We start from the raw sequence: 19817 nt of genomic DNA, 5'->3' as shown, positions 1-19817 counted from the left end.
CGAGGATGTCCCCCGCGACGGAGCCGTCCCCACCGGTGGACGGCCGCGCCCGACCTGTCCCCAGAGGAGGCCCTCGTGCCCGGCAAGAACCTGACCCGCGACGAGGCGGCCCTGCGCGCCAACCTGCTGCGGGTCGAGACCTACGACGTCCAGCTCGACCTGACGACGGGCCCCCAGACGTTCCGGACGGTCTCCACCGTGCACTTCTCCTGCTCCGAGCCGGGAGCCGGAACGTTCATCGACCTCATCGCTGACTCGGTGCAGCGGGTGACCCTCAACGGCGTGGACCTCGACCCCGCCGAGGTCTTCGCCGACTCCCGGGTGGCGCTCCCCGGCCTGGCCGCGGACAACGAGCTGACCGTCGACGCGACGGGTCACTACACCAACACCGGTGAAGGGCTGCACCGGTTCGTCGACCCCATCGACAACGAGGTCTACCTCTACACCCAGTTCGAGGTGCCCGACTCGCGTCGGATGTTCGCCGTCTTCGAGCAGCCCGACCTCAAGGCGTCCTTCCAGTTCACCGTGACGGCCCCGGCACACTGGAAGGTCATCTCCAACTCGCTGACCCCCGAACCCACCCCGGCCGGCGTCGTCGACCACACCGAGGTGGCCACGTGGGAGTTCGCGCCGACGAAACGCATCTCCTCGTACATCACCGCACTCATCGCCGGCCCCTACGACGAGATTCGGGACGAGGTCCAGACCCGCGGCGGCACCGTCCCGCTCGGGGTCTTCTGCCGCAGGTCACTGACCCAGCACCTCGATGCGGACAACATCTTCGACTGCACGAAGAAGGGCTTCGCCTTCTTCGAGGCAGAGTTCGACCAGCCCTATCCCTTCGAGAAGTACGACCAGGTGTTCACGCCGGAGTACAACATGGGGGCGATGGAGAACGCCGGCGCGGTCACCTTCACCGAGGTCTACGTGTTCCGGTCCAAGGTCTCCGAGGCGAAGATCGAGCGCCGGGCGCTGACGATCCTGCATGAGCTGGCCCACATGTGGTTCGGCAACCTCGTGACGATGAAGTGGTGGGACGACCTCTGGCTCAACGAGTCGTTCGCAGAGTGGGCCTCGACGACCTGCCAGGCGGAGGCCACCGAGTGGACGAGCGCCTGGACGACCTTCGGCACCTCCGAGAAGGCCTGGGCCTACACCCAGGACCAGCTCAGCTCGACGCACCCGATCGCCGCGGACATGCGCCATCTCGAGGACGTCGAGGTGAACTTCGACGGCATCACGTACGCCAAGGGTGCCTCGGTCCTCAAGCAGCTGGTCGCCTACGTCGGACGGGAGCCCTTCGTCGCCGCCCTGAGGGAGTACTTCAGAGCGCACGCGTGGGGCAACACGACCCTCGCCGACCTGCTCGGAGAGCTGGAGAAGGCCTCCGGGCGTGACCTGACGTCGTGGGCCAAGCTCTGGCTCGAGACCGCGGGCGTCAACACGCTCCGGCCGGTCTTCGACGTCGCCGACGACGGCACGTACCGTTCCTTCGCCGTCGCGCAGACCGCACCCGGCGAGTACCCCACGCTGCGCCCGCACCGCCTCGGCATCGGTCTGTACGACCGGGCGGGTGACTCGCTCGTCCGATCCCACTACCTCGAGGTCGACATCGACGGCTCGCGCACCGAGCTGCCCGAGCTCGTCGGCCGACCCCAGCCCGACCTGCTGCTCCTCAACGATGACGACCTCGCCTACGCGAAGCTCCGTCTCGACGAGCGGTCGCTGCGCACCGCCCTCGACCTGCCGCGTGGCTTCCAGGACTCCCTGCCGCGGTCGCTCGTGCTCGGAGCGACGTGGGACATGACCCGCGACGCGGAGATGCCGGCGCGAGACTTCGTGCGGTTCGTGCTCGACTCGCTCCCGGGCGAGCAGGACTCGACCCTGCTCCGCGTGCTGCTGACCCAGATCACCACGGCGACGCGTCTCTACACGGCGCCGGACCACCGTGCGGAGACGGCGGCGCTGCTCTCGTCGACGCTGCGGGGACTCGCCGAGGCAGCCGAGCCCGGCAGCGACGCGCAGTTCCAGCTCATCGAGGCCTGGGCGAACACCACGGTCGACCCCGCCGACGAGCGGGCCCTGCGCGCGCTGCTCACCGGCACCGAGTCACTGCCCGGACTCACCGTCGACACGGAGCTGCGCTGGACGTTCACGCTGGCCCTGGCCGCACTGGGTGCGGCGGAGTCCGACGAGATCCGGGCCGAGCTCGACCGGGACCCCACCGCGACGGGCAAGGAGCGTGCCGCCGAGGCGTTGGCCGCTCGCCCGACCGCGGCGGCGAAGGCGGACGCCTGGGCGAAGGCGGTGGAGCGGGGCGACCTGTCGAACCAGATGGTCCAGGCCATCGGCAACGGCTTCCGCCGCAGCACCGACCTGATGCTGCTCGAGCCGTACGTGGAGAAGTACCACGCCATGCTCGTCGACGCCTGGGCCGCGCGCAGCGTCGCCATCGGCGAGCGAGTCGTCGGCGGCTTCTACCCGTTCGGCCTCGCGAGCGAAGAGCTCAAGGCCGCATCGGACGCCTGGCTCGATGCCCACCCGGACGCGCCGGCCGGCCTGGTCCGCACGGTGGCAGAGAACCGCGACACGATCGCCCGCGCCCTTCGGGCGCAGGCCAAGGACGCCGAGCGCCAGTGAGCGTCGCCACTCCAGCGCGCTGAGCGGCATACACAATGGTCCGTATGCCGCTGAGCTCGCTTCCCACTCTCACGTGGGCCGAGGTGGGTGAGTGGTTCGTGGGCACCCCACTCCGGATCATCGCCACCATCGCGCTGGCGATCCTCGTGATGCGACTGCTGCACCAGGTCATCGATCGGGTCGTGGCCGGAGCGACGAGCCGACACATCGAGCGGGTCGCCGAGCCCTCGCGGCCCGGGACGGCCTTGGCCCAGGCGGTCCGCATGGCCAACGAGCGGCACGTGCAGCGGACCCGGACGATGGGTTCGCTGCTGCACAACGTCGTCACCATCGCGGTCGTGACGGTTGCCACCCTCACCGTCATGGCGCTGCTCGAGATCCCGCTGGGGCCCTTGCTCGCCTCGGTGGGAGTCGGCGGCGTCGCCCTCGGCTTCGGGGCGCAGAGCCTGGTCAAGGACTTCCTCTCGGGGATCTTCATGATCGTCGAGGACCAGTACGGGGTCGGTGACGTGATCGACACCGGCGAGGCCGTCGGAACGGTGGAGAACGTGTCACTACGGGTGACCCAGCTGCGGGATGCGAACGGCGTGACGTGGTACGTCCGCAACGGCGAGATCATCCGCATCGGCAACCGGTCGCAGGGATGGTCGACGGCCATCGTCGACGTCTCGGTCGCCTACGACGAGGACATCGAGCGCGCGAAGGGGATCATCCAGGAGGTGGTGGACGACCTCAGGGGTTCCTCCCCGTGGAACGAGAAGATCCTCGAGTCACCGACCGTCGGGGTGGAGTCGACGGCCGGGGGCGTCGTCACGATCCGCATCACCGCGAAGACCGTTGCCCAGGAGCACTTCTCGGTGCAGCGGGAACTGCGCGAGCGGATCAAGGTCGCCTTCGACCGGGCGGGCGTGCGGTCGCCCGCCGTGCTGCCCGCGGTGCCGCCCTACGGTGCCCAGGCCTGAGCGGCCCCAAAGGCTCTGGGACAATCGACGCCGTGACCTACTACGACGACTTCGGTGGCCACGAGACCTTTGCGAAGCTCGTCCGGGAGTTCTACCGGGGCGTCGCGCAGGATGACGAGCTCCGGGCGCTCTACCCCGAGCAGGACCTGGGGCCGGCCGAGGACCGGCTCCGCATGTTCTTCGAGCAGTACTGGGGCGGGCCGACGACCTACTCCGACCGACGCGGGCACCCGCGCCTGCGGATGCGCCACGTGCCGTTCCGCGTGACCCCCGACATGCGGGACCGTTGGCTGCTGCACATGATGAACGCCGTCGACACGCTGGAGCTCGACCCAGAGCTCGACGACCGGTTGCGCGACTACCTCACCCGGGCCGCCTACTCACTGGTCAACACCCCCGGACCGGACGGCGCATACTGACTCCACAGGATTCCGGGCGTTCACGGACTCACAGGGAGTCACAGGTGATTCACCGGACGGCGCGCTCCTTCCGGGTGTTGTCTGAGGGCGAGGGCCACGCGCCGTGGCTGCGGAACGTCAAGGAAGGGACCCGACATGACATCGATGAACAGGAAGGTCGCCGGCATCGCCGCCGTGGGTGCTGCCGCGCTGGCGATCGGATTCGGCATCTCATCCGCCGCCCAGGCCGACGACGCCGCACCCACGCCCTCGCCCACGACGCAGAGCGGGCCCAGTGACAGCAACGGCAACGGCAACGGTCGGGGCTGGGGTGCGGGCGGTCGGCACGGCATGGGCGGCATGGGCGGCATCGGCGGGATGGGCGCCTTCGGCGGTGACCTGTCCGAGCTGGCCGAGGAGCTCGGGGTTGACGAGAGCCAGCTGCGCGACGCCATGGCCGCGGTCCGGGACGACCTCAGGGACGAGGTGAAGGATTTGCGAGCGGCAGGCAAGGACAACCCGACAGCAGACCGGCAGGCGCTGCGGGACCAGGTGCAGCAGAAGCTCGCGGATGCGCTCGCGGCCGAGCTCGGTATCGACTCGAGCAAGGTCAGCGGCGCCCTGGCGGACCTCGAGGCCGAACACGAGGCCGAGCGGGACCAGGCCCTGACGGACCGGCTCGACCAGGCGGTCAAGGACGGCAAGCTGACCCAGGCAGAGGCCGATGCGGTGAAGAAGGCCGTGGACGCCGGCGTCATCGGTGCCGGACCCGGTATGGGCCTGCACCTCGGCCGCGGCCAGCGCTGACCGCTGCACCCCGCCACACGCGGACCCCGGTCCCCATCCGGCGCCCGGAACCTCATCCAGCCCGCCACACGCGGACCCCGGTCCCCATCCGGCGCGCGGAACCCTCATCGAGCCGACTCGGTCGACGGAGTCAGGGTTGCGGCGGGCCTGCCTCGACCCGGCGCCTGACCTCGGCCAGCCCGTCCGGGCCCTCGGGCAGGTCCCACCAGCTCTCGATCCACCACGTTGCGCCGGCCTGCTCCCAGGCCGCGGGCTCGGCGGGCTCGAGCGTCGTGAACGAGCCGTGCGAGTCGGCCTCGATGACGGCGTCGTAACCGTCCATGCTCAGGCCCGCGGCAACCCGCACGGCTCGGACGGAGTCGACGACGGCGCGGAAGTCCTCCACGGACTTGGCGCCCTCACCGGACGGCGGATGGATCGCCGGGATGACGCCCTGCCAGCGCGCGGCCCGCTCGAGGGATCGCTGGCGACCGTCCCGCCCAACGGTTGGGGCACCGACGACCCAGACGGGCGGGTGCGGGCGCTGCGGGGTGGGTGGCGGCTTGAGGAAGTCGTTGCGACGGGCGGAGTAGTACCTGCCCTCGTACGTGAAGTCGGGATCGCCACCCAGTAGCCCGGCGTAGACGGCCAGCGACTCGTCGAGCTTCCGCGCCCGGGCGGCGCGACCCTCGTCGGCCTCGAAGGCCAGCCACCCGGGGTGCAGCGCGCCGAGCCCGACCGACATGACAACTCGTCCGCCACTGATCCGGTCGACCGAGCCGACCTTCGAGGCGAGATCCCAGGGCCGGTGGCGCGATGCCGGCGTGAGCAGGGTGCCCAGGCGAATCGACGAGGTCACCATCGCGGCAGCGCCGAGCTGTACCCAGGCGTCGACGCCGTACACGGCCTCCCAGGTGAAGACCCCGTCCCACCCCCGCCCCTCGCCCAGCCGGGCCAGGTCTGCGAAAGCGAGCTCAGCGGCATACGGCACGACGAATCCGAAGTTCATCGGTCCTGCGTACCAGCAGCCACCGACGCTGTTCCTTCACGATGCAAGAACTTGCACGCCTTTGCTTTGTCTTTGCCGCTGCATGGCCGATGATGGGGCCGGTGACGCCGACGGAAACCTCGCCACGTCCCGCTCTCCGGGTCTGCCCCCTCCTCCACACCGCCGATCCGCGCCACTCAGCGTGGTGGCGGCACGCCGTGATCTACCAGGTGTACCCGCGGTCGTGGGCGGACTCGAACGGTGACGGCATCGGGGACCTGCCCGGCATCACCGCACGCCTCGACCACCTCCGCCGCCTCGGGGTGGACGCGCTCTGGCTGTCGCCGTTCTACCCGAGCCCGCAGGCAGACGGGGGATACGACGTGGCCGACTACCGCGACGTCGACCCCCTGTTCGGCCGGTTGGCGGACGCCGACGAGCTCATCGCCCGAGCCCACGAGCTCGGCCTGCGGGTCATCGTCGACCTGGTGCCGAACCACAGCTCCGACGCCCACGCGTGGTTCCGCACGGCCCTGGCTGCAGGACCCCGCTCCTCCGAGCGAGATCGCTACGTCTTCCGGGACGGCCGGGGCGCCGGCGGTGACCTGCCCCCGAACAACTGGGAGTCGGTCTTCGGCGGCCCCGCGTGGACCCGGGTCACGGAACCGGACGGCTCGCCCGGCCAGTGGTACCTGCACCTGTTCGACCCCGCGCAGCCAGATTTCAACTGGGACCACCAGCAGGTCCGGTCGGAGTTCGAGTCCGTCCTGCGGTTCTGGCTCGACCGAGGCGTGGACGGTTTCCGCGTCGACGTCGCACACGGCCTCGTCAAGCGAAAGGGCCTGCCCGACCACCGGGCGCGCACCCACATGTTGGGCGACACCGAGGAGGCGGCCGCGCACGTGCTCGACGGCCACGCGCCCGAGCCGACGCACCAGATCCCCTACTGGGACCAGGACGGCGTCCACGAGATCTACCGGTCCTGGCGCACGGTGCTCGACTCGTACGGGCCGCCGGACCGCATCCTGTGCGCCGAGGCGTGGGTCGAGCCGCAGGAGCGGGCCGTTCGCTACACCCGCCCGGACGAGATGCACCAGGCGTTCAACTTCGACTTCCTGGGCACGCCGTGGATCGCAGCGGACCTCGTCGCCGTCATCGAGCGATCCCTGCTGGCGGCCGACTCCGTCGGCGCCCCGTCGACCTGGGTACTGTCCAACCATGACGTCGTGCGCCACGCGACCAGACTGGGCTTTCCCCCGGGCACGAGGCGCCCCAACGGGATCGGCGCGGAGGACCCACAGCCCGACCGCGAGCTCGGACTCCGGCGCGCCCGAGCCGCGACGACGCTGATGCTCGCGCTGCCCGGCAGCGCCTACCTCTACCAGGGCGAGGAGCTCGGCCTGCCGGAGTCGACGGACCTGCCGGACCAGCTGCGGCAGGACCCGACGTTCGTGCGGAGCGGCGGCGAGGAGAAGGGGCGTGACGGCTGCCGGGTGCCGATGCCCTGGACCAGGGACGCGCCGGGCCACGGCTTCGGACCCGGCCCAGCGACCTGGCTGCCCCAACCGAAGGTCTACGGCCACTACGCCGTCGACCAGCAGGACGGGGTCGCCGGTTCGACGCTCGAGCTCTATCGGACCCTGCTGCGCTTGCGCCGCGAGCTCTCGCTCGGGTCCGGCTCGCTGGCCTTCGTCGGGGGCTACGGTCCGGACGTCGTCGCCTTCGTCAACGGCAACGCCGACGGTGACCGCCTTCTCGTCGTCGCCAACCTGGGCGCAGAGCCGGTGGTGCTTCCTGACGCGGCCGAGGTGATCGAAGCATCGGCGCCGCTCGGCGACGGGCTGGTGCCGACGGACACCACCGTGTGGGCGAGGTGGCCGTGGCGGGCCGGCCACCGAACGACAGATAGCCTCGACGCATGAGCACGAGGCCGTACCTGGCTCGGACGCCCCTGGCCCTCGCGCACCGGGGCGGCGCGCTCTACGAGCCGAACCTCGGCATGGAGAACACCATGACCGCCTTTCGCAACGCGGTCGCCCTCGGCTACACCCACATCGAGACCGACGTCCATGCCACCCGCGATGGTCGCCTCGTCGCCTTCCACGACGACCGGCTCGACCGCGTGTCGGATCTGCAGGGCCGGATCCGCGACCTGGACTGGGACCGGGTCCGGTGGGCCCGGGTCGGTCATGGCGAGCACGTGCCGCTGCTCGCCGAGGTCATCGAGACCTTCCCGGAGACCAAGCTGAACATCGACCTCAAGGCACCCCGGACGGCGGAGCTGCTCTGGGAGCTCATCGAGCACCGGGGCATCCAGGACTCGGTGTGCGTCGGATCGTTCTACCAGCGGGAGATCACCACCTTCCGGAAGGTGTCCGCCGGTCGGGTGGCGACGGCTGCTGCCCATGCCGGCACGATCCTGATGCGCTTCGGTCCGCGTGCGCTGTCGCGCCTGGTGCGGTCCCCCGCCGACGTCTTCCAGGTCCCGCCCACGTACCTCCTCGGGCGTCGTGAGGTGACCGTCGTGACGCGCAAGCTCGTCGACGCCGCGCACCGGTTCGGCAAGCAGGTCCACGCGTGGACGGTCGACGACCCGGACGAGATGCACCGCCTGCTCGACCTCGGCGTCGACGGCCTCGTCAGCGACCGCATCGACGTCCTCAAGGACGTGCTCAACGACCGCGCCGTGTGGACGGGGGCCAGCTGAGCGGCATACGCCCTGCTGTCCCGTGCGGGCAGGGGCTCAGCGCACGAGGACGTGACCCCGCGAGGTGCTGAGCCGGGTCCACCGACCGCACGTCGCGACGGTGATCTGCTCCCCCTCCCGGAGGAACCCGAGGACGTGCGCCCCGAAGGCCAGCCCCGCTGCGATCGGCGGGACGGTCCGCGTCATCGCGCCCCAGACCCGACGTCGCAAGGCCGTCACTGCAGCGCCACCGGATCCTTCCGGGCTCCCCTCCGCCACCTCGGCGATTCCCCGTTCGGCGGCGCTGCCCACCTCGGCCGCCTCGAGCGCGCCGACGCGCTCCCAGCCCTCACGCGGGGGCGCCAACCCGGCCCAGGGCGGCGAAACCGTGGTCGGGGGCACGCTCAATGTCGTCTCGGTGCCACGGTGTCGGGCCAGGCGGTCGGCTACCGACGCGAAGGTCACCGTCGCGTCGATCCCGGGAGTGGCGTCCCGGATGCGGACGGCGCGGAGGCCGAGCACGGTCCCGTCCCCCATGAGGCCGGAACCCTCGAGCACGGCGACGGTGACGACGAGCAGCCCGCGTCCCGGCACCTGGAGCCGGATGGCGCCTTCGGGGACGGCGACGCGCGCCCGGCCGATGAAGGTCGAGAGGTCGGTCAGGCCGCGAGGGTCGCCGAAGTCGATCTGCGGGGCGACGGCGGTCACCGCCGCCGCCTCCGGAACGGTGCCGGGTCGCCGAACAGCTGGCCCAGGACCTGTCGCTCCTCCGGCTGCATCCGCCGGGGCGACGCCGACGCGAAGTCGTAGAGCGCGAGCTCGGTCTCCGCGACGGCGTAGATGGTGCGCTGACCGTCCGCGCCCTCACCGACGCCGTCAGGATCGGTGACCACGTAGGCCACGTCGAAACCCGCCCCGCCGATGCGCGAGACCCACATCTGGATCTCGACCGGTTCGTGACGGAAGCCGAGCGGATGGCGGTACTCGATCTCGTGCCGCGACACGAGCACGCCCTCGTCGAGGAGCGACCGCTCCTGCCCGAACCAGTCCCGGAAGCCAATGACGCGAGCGTCCTCGAGCAGGCGGAGGAACTGGACGTTGTTGATGTGCGCGTAGGCGTCCATGTCGGACCACCGCAGGGACACGTGGGCGGCATACGGCTCCATGGGCCCATCCTTGCAGGGTCGTCCACAGCCCCACGGTCGCGGGCCACGCCGTCCACAGCCCATGCCGTATGCCGCTGAGCTCGGTCACCGTCGACCCGTACGGTGGGTGCCATGCCGAGCTCACCGACCGCCCTACCCGCGACGGACCTGCGCGAGCGCGCCACCGTCGCGCTCCGGCGCCTGGTCGGGCGCGACGAGGTCGACTTCCGCGACGGGCAGCTCGAGGCGATCGAGGCGCTGGTCGAGTCGCGGCGCCGCGTGCTCGTCGTCCAGCGGACCGGATGGGGCAAGTCGGCCGTCTACTTCGTGGCGACGGCGCTGCGGCGCGCGACGGGTGCCGGGCCGACCGTCATCGTGAGCCCCCTGCTCGCCCTGATGCGGGACCAGATCGCCGCAGCCGAGCGGGCCGGGATCCGCGCCGTGACGCTCAACTCGACGAACGCCGACGAGTGGGGTGCGGTCTCGGGAGCGTTGGCGCGGGGTGACGTCGACGTGCTGCTCGTGAGCCCGGAACGCCTGAACAACCCGCGCTTTCGCGACGAGCAGCTCCCGGCCCTCGCTGCGTCGTGTGGCCTGCTCGTCGTCGACGAGGCGCACTGCATCAGCGACTGGGGGCACGACTTCCGGCCCGACTACCGACGCATCCGGGACCTGCTCACCACGTTGCCCGACGAGACACCGGTCCTCGCCACGACGGCGACGGCGAATGCCCGCGTCGTGACCGACGTCGTCGAACAGCTGTCGGCGCGCGGGCGAGGTGACGACGACGGCACGGGCGGCCGGGACGTGCTGACCCTGCGAGGCCCGCTCGCGCGAGCGTCGCTGCGCCTCGGCGTGCTGCCCCTCGCCTCCCCCGAGCAGCGGCTCGCCTGGCTCATCGCCCACCTGGGCGACCTCCCGGGCTCGGGCATCGTGTACTCGCTCACCGTGTCCGCCGCCGAGGACGTCGCCACCGCTCTGCGCGACGCCGGCCACGACGTTGCCGCCTACACGGGCCGGACCGAGCCAGCCGAGCGGATCCGGCTCGAGGAAGCGTTGCGGGACAACGAGATCAAGGCCCTCGTGGCGACGTCGGCCCTCGGCATGGGATTCGACAAGCCGGACCTCGGCTTCGTCCTGCACCTCGGGGCGCCGTCGTCCCCGGTCGCCTACTACCAGCAGGTCGGCCGAGCCGGTCGCGCCACCGAGCGGGCCGACGTCCTGCTCATGCCGGGCCCCGAGGACAAGGACATCTGGCGCTACTTCGCGTCCGCGTCCATGCCGCGCCAGGACCAGGCCGACGCAGTCCTACGCGCACTCGCGCAGAGCGGTCGGCCGCTGTCGACCGTGGTGCTCGAGTCCATCGTCGATGTCCGCCGGACCCGGCTCGAGCTGCTGCTCAAGGTGCTCGATGTCGACGGCGCGGTGCAGCGGGTCCCGGGTGGGTGGGCCGCGACGGGGCAACCGTGGACGTATGACTCCGAGCGCTACCAGCGGGTCTCGGATGCACGCGCCCGCGAGCAACAGCTCATGGTGGACTACGAGCGTACCGACGGCTGCCGGATGGCCTTCCTGCAGCGGTGCCTCGACGACGACACGGCGCAGGACTGCGGCCGGTGCGACGGGTGCGCGGGTGCCTGGTTCGCCACCAGCATCCCGGAGGCCGCTGTCCACACGGCGCGCTCCCGGCTCGAGCAGCCCGGCGTCGTCCTCGAGCCCCGCGCCCAGTGGCCGACCGGGATGGACCGGCTCGGAGTACCGGTCAAGGGGCGCATCGCGCCCGAGGCAGCCCTCACGGAGGGCCGCGCGGTAGCGCGTCTCAGCGACCTCGGTTGGGGGCAGCGGCTGCGCGAGCTGCTCCGGGCCACGGCAGACGAGGGAGGCGACCGGCCGGTTCCCCCCGAGGTGCTCCGCGCGGTCGTGGACGTGCTGCGCACCTGGGACTGGGCCGAGCGGCCGGTCGCCATCGCCTCGGTGCCCTCCCGTCGTCGACCTGAGCTCGTGTCATCCCTCGCTGCGGGCATCGGAGAGCTCGGACGTCTCCCCTACCTCGGCGCCCTCGACCTGATCGACGGCGGACCCGTTGGAGAGCCGGGCGGCAACAGCGCCTTTCGCCTCGCGAACACCTGGGGACGGCTGGGCCTCGGCGATGACCTGCGAAGCCGACTCAGCGGCATACCCGGTCCGCTGCTTCTCGTCGACGACGTCGCCGACTCGCGGTGGACGCTGACGGTCGCCGGCGCACTGCTGCGCGAGGCGGGAGTGCCCGCCGTCCTGCCCCTCGTGCTCGCGCTCGAGGCCTGACGAGGCCCGGCCCCAGCTGCGATGCGGCTGCTCTTCCGACCCAGCGGCGGGCACTAGGGTCGACGCTGTGACCGACGACCTCACCCCGACGCTCTCGCCCATCGAGGACCTCATCGACGTGCTGACCCTGCGGGAGCTCGGCACGGCGCAGATCTCCGTGACGGGGATCGCCGGTCAGAGTGCAGCGTCGTCGATCGGCGCGACCGAGGCGAGGGTGTTCGAGGGCCGCAGCCAGCGGATGCCGCACGACCGTGTGTTCGGCGGACAGGTGCTGGCCCAGTGCGTCATGGCGGCCGGCCTCACGCTCAAGGCGGTCGAGGAGCGAGAGGGGCCGCGGCCGATCCATTCGCTCCACGGCTACTTCATGCGGCCCGGGGACGACACGCAGCCGATCCGGTTCGCGGTCGAGGAGATGCGCGACGGCAGGTCGTTCTCGACGCGGCGCGTCCACGCGATCCAGAACGACGCGCCGATCATGTCGTTCACCGGCTCGTTCCAGGCTTATTCGCCCGGTCTCGAGCACCAGCTCACGATGCCCGAGCTGCCCGGTCCCGAGGGGCTGCGCTCGCTCGCCGACCTGCTCGGGCACATCGACCACCCGGCCGCCCAGCACATCGCCCATCAGCGCCCGATCGAGCAGCGCCCGGTCGAGGAGGCCACCTTCCTCAACCCCTCACCGGGCGCCCAGGCGGAGCAGCAGGTCTGGATGCGCGCTCTGGGCGCCCTGCCGGACGACCCGCTGATCCATGCCGCCGTCCTCGCCTACGCGAGCGACTACTCCCTGCTCGACCCGGTGCTGCGCCGACATGGTCTGCTCTGGGGCGACCCGCGCCTCCGGGTGGCCAGCCTCGACCACTCGATGTGGTTCCACCGCCCGGTCACTGCTGATCGGTGGTTCCTCTACGTACAGGAGTCGCCGTCCGCCTCCAACGGCCGTGGGCTGGGGATCGGTCAGATGTTCCAGGACGGCCAGCTCGTCGCGACGACGGCGCAGGAGGGCATGGTCCGCCTCAAGGACGCCTGACCCCGACAGCTCCAATCGAAAGAACACTTCTGGGCCCACCCACCGATCGAAAGAACACCTTCTGGGCCCCACCCGCCGATCGAAAGAACACCTTCTGGGCCCAGCCGCCGATCGAAAGAACACCTTCTGGCCCCACCCGCCGATCGACAGGACAACTTCTGGGCCCCACCCGCCAATCGAAAGAACACCTTCTGCGGGGGCCAATCCCGCAACCTTGACGGTGTTCGGGCGATGTGACGAGTCGCGTTCCGTTGAGCGGTTCCCGGCCCGAAAGCTGTTCATTCGATCGGGCTGGGGATGTGCCAGCCACGAAAGCTGATCATTCGATCGGGCTGGGGGTGTGCCAGCCCCGAAAGCTGTTCTCTCGATCAGTCAGCGGGTGCGGATGACGGCGACGTCGTGGCCGTCGAGCCCGATGCCCGACTCGTCGACGATGGGAGCCCGCCCCCACGACACGAGGACCCGATCGACCAGCAACCCCTTGAGGGGCACGACCTGTGCCCTCGACCTGAAGTTGCAGACGACGTGGATCCGGCCCCGATGCATGATGAGCCAGCCGTTCGCCTCGTCGACGTCCACCTGGGTCGCGCGCAGGTCCCCTGACCGGGCGTCCGGCTCGCGTCGGCGGGTCTTGATCAGCTCCCGGTAGAACTCGAGCATCTCGGTGTGCCCGAGCGTCTGGACCTCCGACCAGTCAAGGACACTGCCGCTCCGAGTGGCGGGATCCTGTGGGTCCGGGAGGTCCGTCGCCGTCCACCCGTGCGCCGCGAACTCCCCACGCCGCCCGTTGCGCACCGCGTCAGCGATCCACTGGTCGTCGAAGGAGGTGAAGAACTGGAAGGGCGTGCTCGCCCGCCACTCCTCGCCCATGAACACCATGGGGGTGTACGGCGAGAGCAGGTAGATCGCGGCCCCGATCGCCTGCTGCCCCGGAGAGACCGTCTCGTTGATCCGGTCGCCCAGCGCACGGTTGCCGACCTGGTCGTGACTCTGCAGGTAGGCGACGAACCGGTGACCGGACGTGGTGTCCCGGTCGACCGGCACGCCCCAGGCCATCCCCCGGAACGTCGACATCCGCCCGTCATGGAGGAAGGCCTCAGTGAGCGTCTTGGCGAGAATGCGCAGCGGAGTGGCTTCGGGCCAGGCCTCGGTGCCTCCTGCGAAGTCGGCGTAGTACCCCTGCCGCTCGTGGGTCAGGGCGACATGGAGCGCGTGATGCACGTCGTCGTCCCACTGGGCCGTCATGCCCCTCCCGCCATCTGCCGTCGGCGTCACCATGACGGCGTCGTTGAGGTCGCTCTCCGCGATGAGCTCGAGCGGACGTCCGAGCTGGGCGGACAGGGCGGCCGTCTCGTCGCTCAGCTCGGCGAGGAGGTGGCGGGGCGAGTCGTCGTGGAGCGCATGGACGGCGTCGAGGCGAAGGGCGTCGACGTGGAAGTCACGGAACCACCGCAGCGCGTTGTCGATCACCCAGCGACGCACCTCCTCGCTGCCCGGTCCATCGAGGTTGAGCGCCGGCCCCCAGGGCGTGGAGTGCCGGTCGGTGAAGTACGGCCCAAAGGCCTGCAGGTAGTTGCCGACTGGACCGACATGGTTGTAGACGACGTCGAGGCACACTGCCAGACCACGGGCGTGACAGGCGTCGACGAACTCCTGGAAGGCTGCCGGACCCCCGTAGGGCTGGTGGACGGCGTACGGCTGCACTCCGTCGTAGCCCCAACCGTGTGGGCCACCGAAGGCCGCGACGGGCATGATCCCCACCACATCCACCCCGAGCTCGACGAGGTGGTCGAGACAGGCTGTGGCGCCGGCGAAGGTACCCGCCCTCGTGAACGTGCCGACGTGCAGCTCGTAGCACACCCCGCCCAGGGCACCTTCGCCGTCACGAGCGCCCTTCCAGTCGCCGTCCGTCCACGCGAAGGCGCCCTCGTCGAAGGTCCGGGTCGGGCCGTGCACACCATGCGGGAGCCAGGGGCTGCGCGGATCCGGAACCGGGTCGCGGGCGTCGACCGCGAAGAGGTAGTCGACGGGACCGTCGCAGGCCGTGGGGGTCCACGACCACCATCCCCCCTCCTCCGCAGACATCGCGTGGCGGTTCCCCTCGACCACGCACTCGACGATCTTCGCGTCGGGCGCCCACACCCTGATCGGCGAGATCATCGCGTCCTCCTCACGTCGTCGCGCACGAGGATGGCCACGGGCAAGCCATCGAGCGGCACGACGTCTTCCAGCATCGCCGCGCCACCGCCGACAACAGTGTCGGACAACAGGTTGCGCCATGCTCCCACCGGGAGCGTGACGACCGCCTCACCCCAGCCGCCGCTGTCCAAGAGCTGCCCGGCAAGCCGCGTCGCGAGGATGACCACTTCCTCTGGCCCCCCGTCGCCGCGGCTGAAGGCGACGAGGTTGTCACTCGACGCCGGTAACTGCGAATAGCCGGCGCGCTCGCCGACGAAGACCTCAGCACGTTCCCTCCGTAGGCGCAAGGCGGCAGAGGTCACCAGCAGCTTCTCGTCGTCGAGGTCCTCGGGCGCCTCGCCCTCGTCGAGACGCGCCAGCCGGCGGGCGCGCTCGGCGTAGTGGACGGGACGGCGGTTGTCCGGGTCGACGAGCGACAGGTCAACGAGGTCGGATCCTTGGTATAGGTCGGGCACTCCTGGCATGAGTAGCTGGATCACCTTCTGGCCCAAAGTGTTTGCTCGAGCCACGGGTGCACTGGCTGTGAGCCAGGCGTCGATGTGCCGGGCCACGCCCGCGTCGCTCGCGACACCCGTGCAGAACCTGGCCACGGATGCTTCGTATCGCGCGTCGCCGTCGACCCACGCCGTGTGCAGCTTCGCCTCACGCACCGCCTTGGTCGCATAGCCGACGAGTCGCTCGGCACTGATCGGCCACGCCCCGACCACCGTCTGCCACAGGAAGTACTCGGTGAGTGGATCGACCCGCTCGTCGCGATGGGCCGCGGCCATCGCCCACGCCTTGCGGACCCAGGTGGACCACTCCGCCGGGCGCTCGGACAGCACGGCCAGGCGGGCTCGGACGTCCTCCGACCGTTTCGTGTCGTGCGTCGACAGTGTCGTCATCGTCAGTGGCCAGTCCGTGGCAATCCGCTGGGCGAAGTCGTGGAACTCGGGCACTGCGACGCCGAACCGGCCGGGATCGCCACCCACCTCGCCCAGCCCGACGAGCCGCACATGGCGGTAGTAGACGGTGTCCTCCACTGCCTTGGCCATGACCGGGCCACAGGTCTGCTGGAACCGGACGACGAAATCCCGTTGTGCCGCCGGGTCCGCGACACCGGCGGCGTGGCCGAGAGCGAGGTCGATGACGGCGTCGAGCACGTCCTGGTCGACCGTGTTCCGGGCGTCACCGAGCCCATGCGCCGCAGCAGACCTGAGGGCCTCCGCCTCGGCCGTCTCGACCGGCTCATCCGGCCTGACGTGGACGCGATAGCGATCCATGCCCACGAGCAGCGCTTCGAGAACCCGCTTCGCCGCGCCGCGGTCCACCGACGGCAGCGCCCGGGCGACCAGCCGCATGAGGCGTGAGACCTCGGCCGGCAACACCCGTTCCACCACGTGCCGTTTCGCCTCGCAGGTCATCGACCCGAGGTCCTGCGGCCCCCCGAGCAGCTCCTCCGACAGCGCCGAGAGCGGCTCGGCCCCGTCCGGATCGACGAACAGGCCGCCCACGCGCAGGAGCGCGTCGTAGCCCGTCGTCCCGGCGCAGGCCCAGTCCTCGGGGAGCCGTTCCTCGCCCTCGAGGACCTTCTCGACCACGGTCCAGCAACGGCCGGTCGCGCCGGCGAGCTGCTCGAGGTAGCCGCGCGGATCGGCGAGCCCGTCGGGGTGGTCGATCCGCAGGCCGTCCACGTCCCCGGACACCACGGCGTCGACGACGACCCGGTGCGTCGCCTCGAAGACGGACGGGTCCTCCACGCGCACCCCGATCAGGGAGGTCACGTCGAAGAACCGTCGATAGTTCAGCTCGGTGGCGGCGTCTCGCCACGAGGCCAAGCGGTAGTGCTGGTGCCCGAGGAGCGAGCCCAGCGGCATACGGCCCGGGTCTGATCCCGGCGACAGCGGAAGGACGTGGTCGAAGTAACGCACCACGTCCTCACCTCCCACCCGGTCGACGGTCACCTCCCCGGCTGCAAGAGCCTGCTCCAGCGACGACCCGAGCACGGGCCAGAGGATCTTGCCGCCGAGGGCGTCCCAGTCGATGTCGAACCAGTGCGCGTAGGGCGATGTCGGACCCTCCCGGAGGACGGACCACAGCGGCTGGCTGAGTGACACCGGGACCGGCGTCGCCATGTGGTTGGGCACGACGTCGACGACGAGGCCAAGCCCGGCTTCGCGTGCGACGCGGACGAGGTGGCGGAAACCCGACTCCCCGCCCAGCTCCTCGTCCAGCCGCGAGTGGTCGACGACGTCGTAGCCGTGGGTCGACCCCGCCGTGGCCTGGAGGACCGGGGACAGGTACAGGTGGGTCACGCCCAGGCGAGCCAGGTACTCCACCTGCGCCGCCGCGTCCTCGAAGGTCAGCTCCGGACCGAGCTGGAGCCGGTAGGTCGAGACGATGCGGCGCCCTGCGTTCACGCGTCGGTCTCCCGCGGGCTCCGCAGGACGACGATGCTGCGGGCGTCGACCTGGATCTGCCAGCCGGGCTCGAGCTCCTCCGCATCGATCTCCCGGGCGGCCGTGTCCACCTCCGGAATCCACAGTCGCCCGTACTCCTCGTCGGGCAAGGTGAAGCTGATCGGCTCGTGGTGGGCGTTGAACATCACCAGGAACGAGTCACCGAGCGTCCGCTCCCCGCGTGGGTCGGGCTCTGGGATCGCCGAGCCGTTGAGGAAGACCATGACGGATCGCGCCGACGGGTCCCGCCAGGCCGGCTCGTCCATGTTGTCACCGCTCGGCGTGAACCAGGCGATGTCCCCGAGGTCGCTCTCGCCACCGTGGTCGGGGCTGCCGGCGAAGAACCGGCGACGCCGGAAGACCGGGTTCTCCTTGCGGAGCCTGATGATCGACTGGGTGAAGCCCAGCAGCTCCTGGTCGTCTTCCTGCAGGTCCCAGTCGACCCAGGTGATCTCGTTGTCCTGGCAGTAGCCGTTGTTGTTGCCGAGCTGGGTGCGGCTCAGCTCGTCGCCATGGCTGATCATCGGCACGCCCTGCGAGAGCAGGAGCGTGGCGAGGAAGTTGCGCTGCTGCCGGGCCCGCAGCTCGAGGACCCCCGGGTCCGTCGTCGGCCCTTCGACGCCGCAGTTCCAGGACCGGTTGTGACCCTCGCCGTCGACGCCGCCCTCGCCATTGGCGTCGTTGTGCTTCTCGTTGTAGGAGACGAGGTCGCGCAGCGTGAAGCCGTCATGCGAGGTGACGAAGTTGACCGACGCGATCGGCTTGCGGCCCGTGTGCTCGTAGAGGTCGCTCGAGCCGGTGAAGCGCGAGGCGAACTCGGCCAGTGCGCCCCCCGCACCACGCCAGTAGTCGCGGACCGTGTCGCGGTACTTGCCGTTCCACTCCGTCCACAGCGGCGGGAAGCCACCGACCTGGTAGCCGCCCTCGCCGACGTCCCACGGCTCCGCGATGAGCTTGACCTGGCTGACGACGGGGTCCTGCTGGATCAGGTCGAAGAACGCGGACAGCTTGTCCACCTCGTGGAACTGGCGAGCGAGCGTCGCGGCGAGGTCGAAGCGGAAGCCGTCGACGTGCATCTCGATCACCCAGTAACGCAGCGAGTCCATGATGAGCTGCAGCACATGGGGGTGGCGCATGAGCAGGGAGTTGCCCGTCCCCGTCGTGTCGTAGTAGTGGGCGAGGTCGTCGCTGACGAGCCGGTAGTAGCTGTTGTTGTCGAGGCCGCGGAACGCCAGGGTCGGCCCGAGGTGGTTGCCCTCGGCGGTGTGGTTGTAGACGACGTCGAGGATCACCTCGATGTCGGCCTCGTGGAGCGCCTTGACCATCCCCTTGAACTCGAGCACCTGCTGTCCGCGCTGCCCGCCGGCCGCGTAGCCGTTGTGCGGCGCGAGGAAGCCGATCGTGTTGTAGCCCCAGTAGTTCGACAGGCCCCGGTCGAGCAGGTGCGAGTCCTGGACGAACTGGTGGACGGGCATGAGCTCGATCGCGGTGACCCCGAGGCCCTTGAGGTGCGCGATGGTGGCCGGGTGGGCGACGCCGGCATAGGTGCCGCGGATCCCCTCGGGGATCTCGGGGTGCAGCCTGGTCAGCCCCTTGACGTGGGCCTCGTAGATGACGGTCTCGTGGTACTCGTGCCGCGGCGGTCGGTCGTTGGCCCAGTCGAAGAACGGGTTGGTGACGACCGAGAGCATCGTGTGCCCGAGGCTGTCCTCGGTGTTGATCCGCGTCGTCGAGGCCGCGTCGGGGTCGCCGAAGGTGTAGGAGAAGAGCGCCTGGCTCTGCTCCGCCTGCCCCTCGATCGCCTTGGCGTAGGGGTCGAGGAGCAGCTTGGCCGGGTTGCACCGATGGCCACGCGCCGGGTCGTAGGGACCGTGGACCCGGAAGCCGTAGCGCTGTCCCGGCTGGAGGTACGGGACGTAGCCGTGCCAGACGAAGGCGTCGACCTCGGGTAGGTCGATGCGCGTCTCGGTGAGGTTCTCGCCCTCGCCGTCGATGAGGCACAGCTCGATGCGGTCGGCCACCTCGGAGAACACGGCGAAGTTCACGCCCGTCCCGTCATAGGTCGCCCCGAGCGGGTAGGCCTGTCCGGGCCAGATCTCCATGCAGCTTCTCTCGTCGACGGAACGGGCGCCAGTCATTGTGCCGTATGCCGCTGGGCTCGCTCCCAGCCCCGCTGCAGCTGGGCGGTCCCGACCTTCCAGTACCCCTGAACGCGACGTGGTGACGTGGCCATCCAGGCCGCCCGGC

The 19817-nt window shown here is 70.4% G+C and carries 14 protein-coding genes; 8 read left to right on the top strand and 6 right to left on the bottom strand.

Features of this window, described 5'->3' with window-relative positions:
- Positions 1 to 75: 75 nt before the first annotated feature.
- The 4 genes from pepN to VJN29_RS01235 all read left to right on the top strand — a co-directional run bounded on the left by pepN (position 76) and on the right by VJN29_RS01235 (position 4807).
- Complete coding sequence (pepN, locus tag VJN29_RS01250) at positions 76 to 2640, top strand: aminopeptidase N (protein ID WP_324141592.1); 2565 nt, start codon at positions 76 to 78, stop codon at positions 2638 to 2640.
- Positions 2641 to 2684: 44 nt separating this feature from the next.
- Positions 2685 to 3602, top strand: coding sequence for a mechanosensitive ion channel family protein (locus tag VJN29_RS01245; protein ID WP_324141590.1), 918 nt, complete (start codon positions 2685 to 2687; stop codon positions 3600 to 3602).
- Positions 3603 to 3634: 32 nt separating this feature from the next.
- Entirely contained in the window at positions 3635 to 4021 is a 387-nt protein-coding gene (locus tag VJN29_RS01240) for a globin (protein WP_324141588.1), read from the top strand.
- A gap of 135 nt (positions 4022 to 4156) precedes the next feature.
- Positions 4157 to 4807: a hypothetical protein gene (locus VJN29_RS01235; RefSeq protein WP_324141586.1), complete on the top strand. Its 651-nt coding sequence runs from the start codon at positions 4157 to 4159 to the stop codon at positions 4805 to 4807.
- A 130-nt stretch (positions 4808 to 4937) separates the two neighbouring features.
- Here VJN29_RS01235 and VJN29_RS01230 read toward each other — a convergent pair whose 3' ends face one another.
- Positions 4938 to 5795 carry an LLM class flavin-dependent oxidoreductase gene (locus tag VJN29_RS01230; RefSeq protein ID WP_324141585.1) on the bottom strand — a complete coding sequence of 286 codons (858 nt, stop codon included), beginning with the start codon at positions 5793 to 5795 and terminating at the stop codon, positions 4938 to 4940.
- Between the two features lie 92 nt (positions 5796 to 5887).
- Here VJN29_RS01230 and VJN29_RS01225 point away from each other — a divergent pair, with 92 nt between their 5' ends.
- Entirely contained in the window at positions 5888 to 7696 is a 1809-nt protein-coding gene (locus VJN29_RS01225; RefSeq protein ID WP_324141619.1) for a glycoside hydrolase family 13 protein, read from the top strand.
- Positions 7693 to 8481 (top strand): glycerophosphodiester phosphodiesterase, encoded by a 789-nt coding sequence (locus VJN29_RS01220; RefSeq protein WP_324141584.1) that lies wholly within the window; start codon positions 7693 to 7695, stop codon positions 8479 to 8481. The genes VJN29_RS01225 and VJN29_RS01220 overlap by 4 nt, the downstream gene beginning before the upstream one ends.
- Positions 8482 to 8517: 36 nt before the next feature.
- On the opposite strand, the gene VJN29_RS01215 is transcribed toward VJN29_RS01220, so the two are convergent.
- Positions 8518 to 9168, bottom strand: a complete 651-nt coding sequence (locus tag VJN29_RS01215; protein ID WP_324141582.1) for a hypothetical protein — start codon at positions 9166 to 9168, stop codon at positions 8518 to 8520.
- On the bottom strand, positions 9165 to 9626 hold the full coding sequence (locus VJN29_RS01210; RefSeq protein ID WP_324141580.1) for an acyl-CoA thioesterase: 462 nt from the start codon (positions 9624 to 9626) through the stop codon (positions 9165 to 9167). The genes VJN29_RS01215 and VJN29_RS01210 overlap by 4 nt, the downstream gene beginning before the upstream one ends.
- Positions 9627 to 9737: 111 nt before the next feature.
- On the opposite strand from VJN29_RS01210, the gene VJN29_RS01205 reads away from it, so the two are divergent.
- Positions 9738 to 11909, top strand: coding sequence for a RecQ family ATP-dependent DNA helicase (locus VJN29_RS01205; RefSeq protein WP_324141578.1), 2172 nt, complete (start codon positions 9738 to 9740; stop codon positions 11907 to 11909).
- A 67-nt stretch (positions 11910 to 11976) separates the two neighbouring features.
- Positions 11977 to 12933, top strand: coding sequence for an acyl-CoA thioesterase II (locus VJN29_RS01200; protein ID WP_324141576.1), 957 nt, complete (start codon positions 11977 to 11979; stop codon positions 12931 to 12933).
- 372 nt (positions 12934 to 13305) lie between these two features.
- On the opposite strand, the gene treZ is transcribed toward VJN29_RS01200, so the two are convergent.
- Genes treZ through glgX form a run of 3 tightly spaced genes read right to left on the bottom strand, consistent with a single transcriptional unit; the run spans position 13306 to position 19672 of the window.
- Positions 13306 to 15093 carry a malto-oligosyltrehalose trehalohydrolase gene (gene treZ / locus VJN29_RS01195; RefSeq protein ID WP_324141574.1) on the bottom strand — a complete coding sequence of 596 codons (1788 nt, stop codon included), beginning with the start codon at positions 15091 to 15093 and terminating at the stop codon, positions 13306 to 13308.
- Entirely contained in the window at positions 15090 to 17531 is a 2442-nt protein-coding gene (gene treY / locus VJN29_RS01190; RefSeq protein WP_324141572.1) for a malto-oligosyltrehalose synthase, read from the bottom strand. Before treY ends, treZ begins: the two co-directional genes overlap by 4 nt.
- A complete protein-coding gene (gene glgX, locus VJN29_RS01185; protein ID WP_324141570.1) occupies positions 17528 to 19672 on the bottom strand; it encodes a glycogen debranching protein GlgX in 2145 nt (714 codons plus the stop codon). The genes treY and glgX overlap by 4 nt, the downstream gene beginning before the upstream one ends.
- Positions 19673 to 19817 lie beyond the last annotated feature (145 nt).

This window comes from Intrasporangium sp. (assembly GCF_035280925.1).
Taxonomy (GTDB): domain Bacteria; phylum Actinomycetota; class Actinomycetes; order Actinomycetales; family Dermatophilaceae; genus Intrasporangium.
This window is presented reverse-complemented; position numbering and strand designations above follow the sequence as displayed.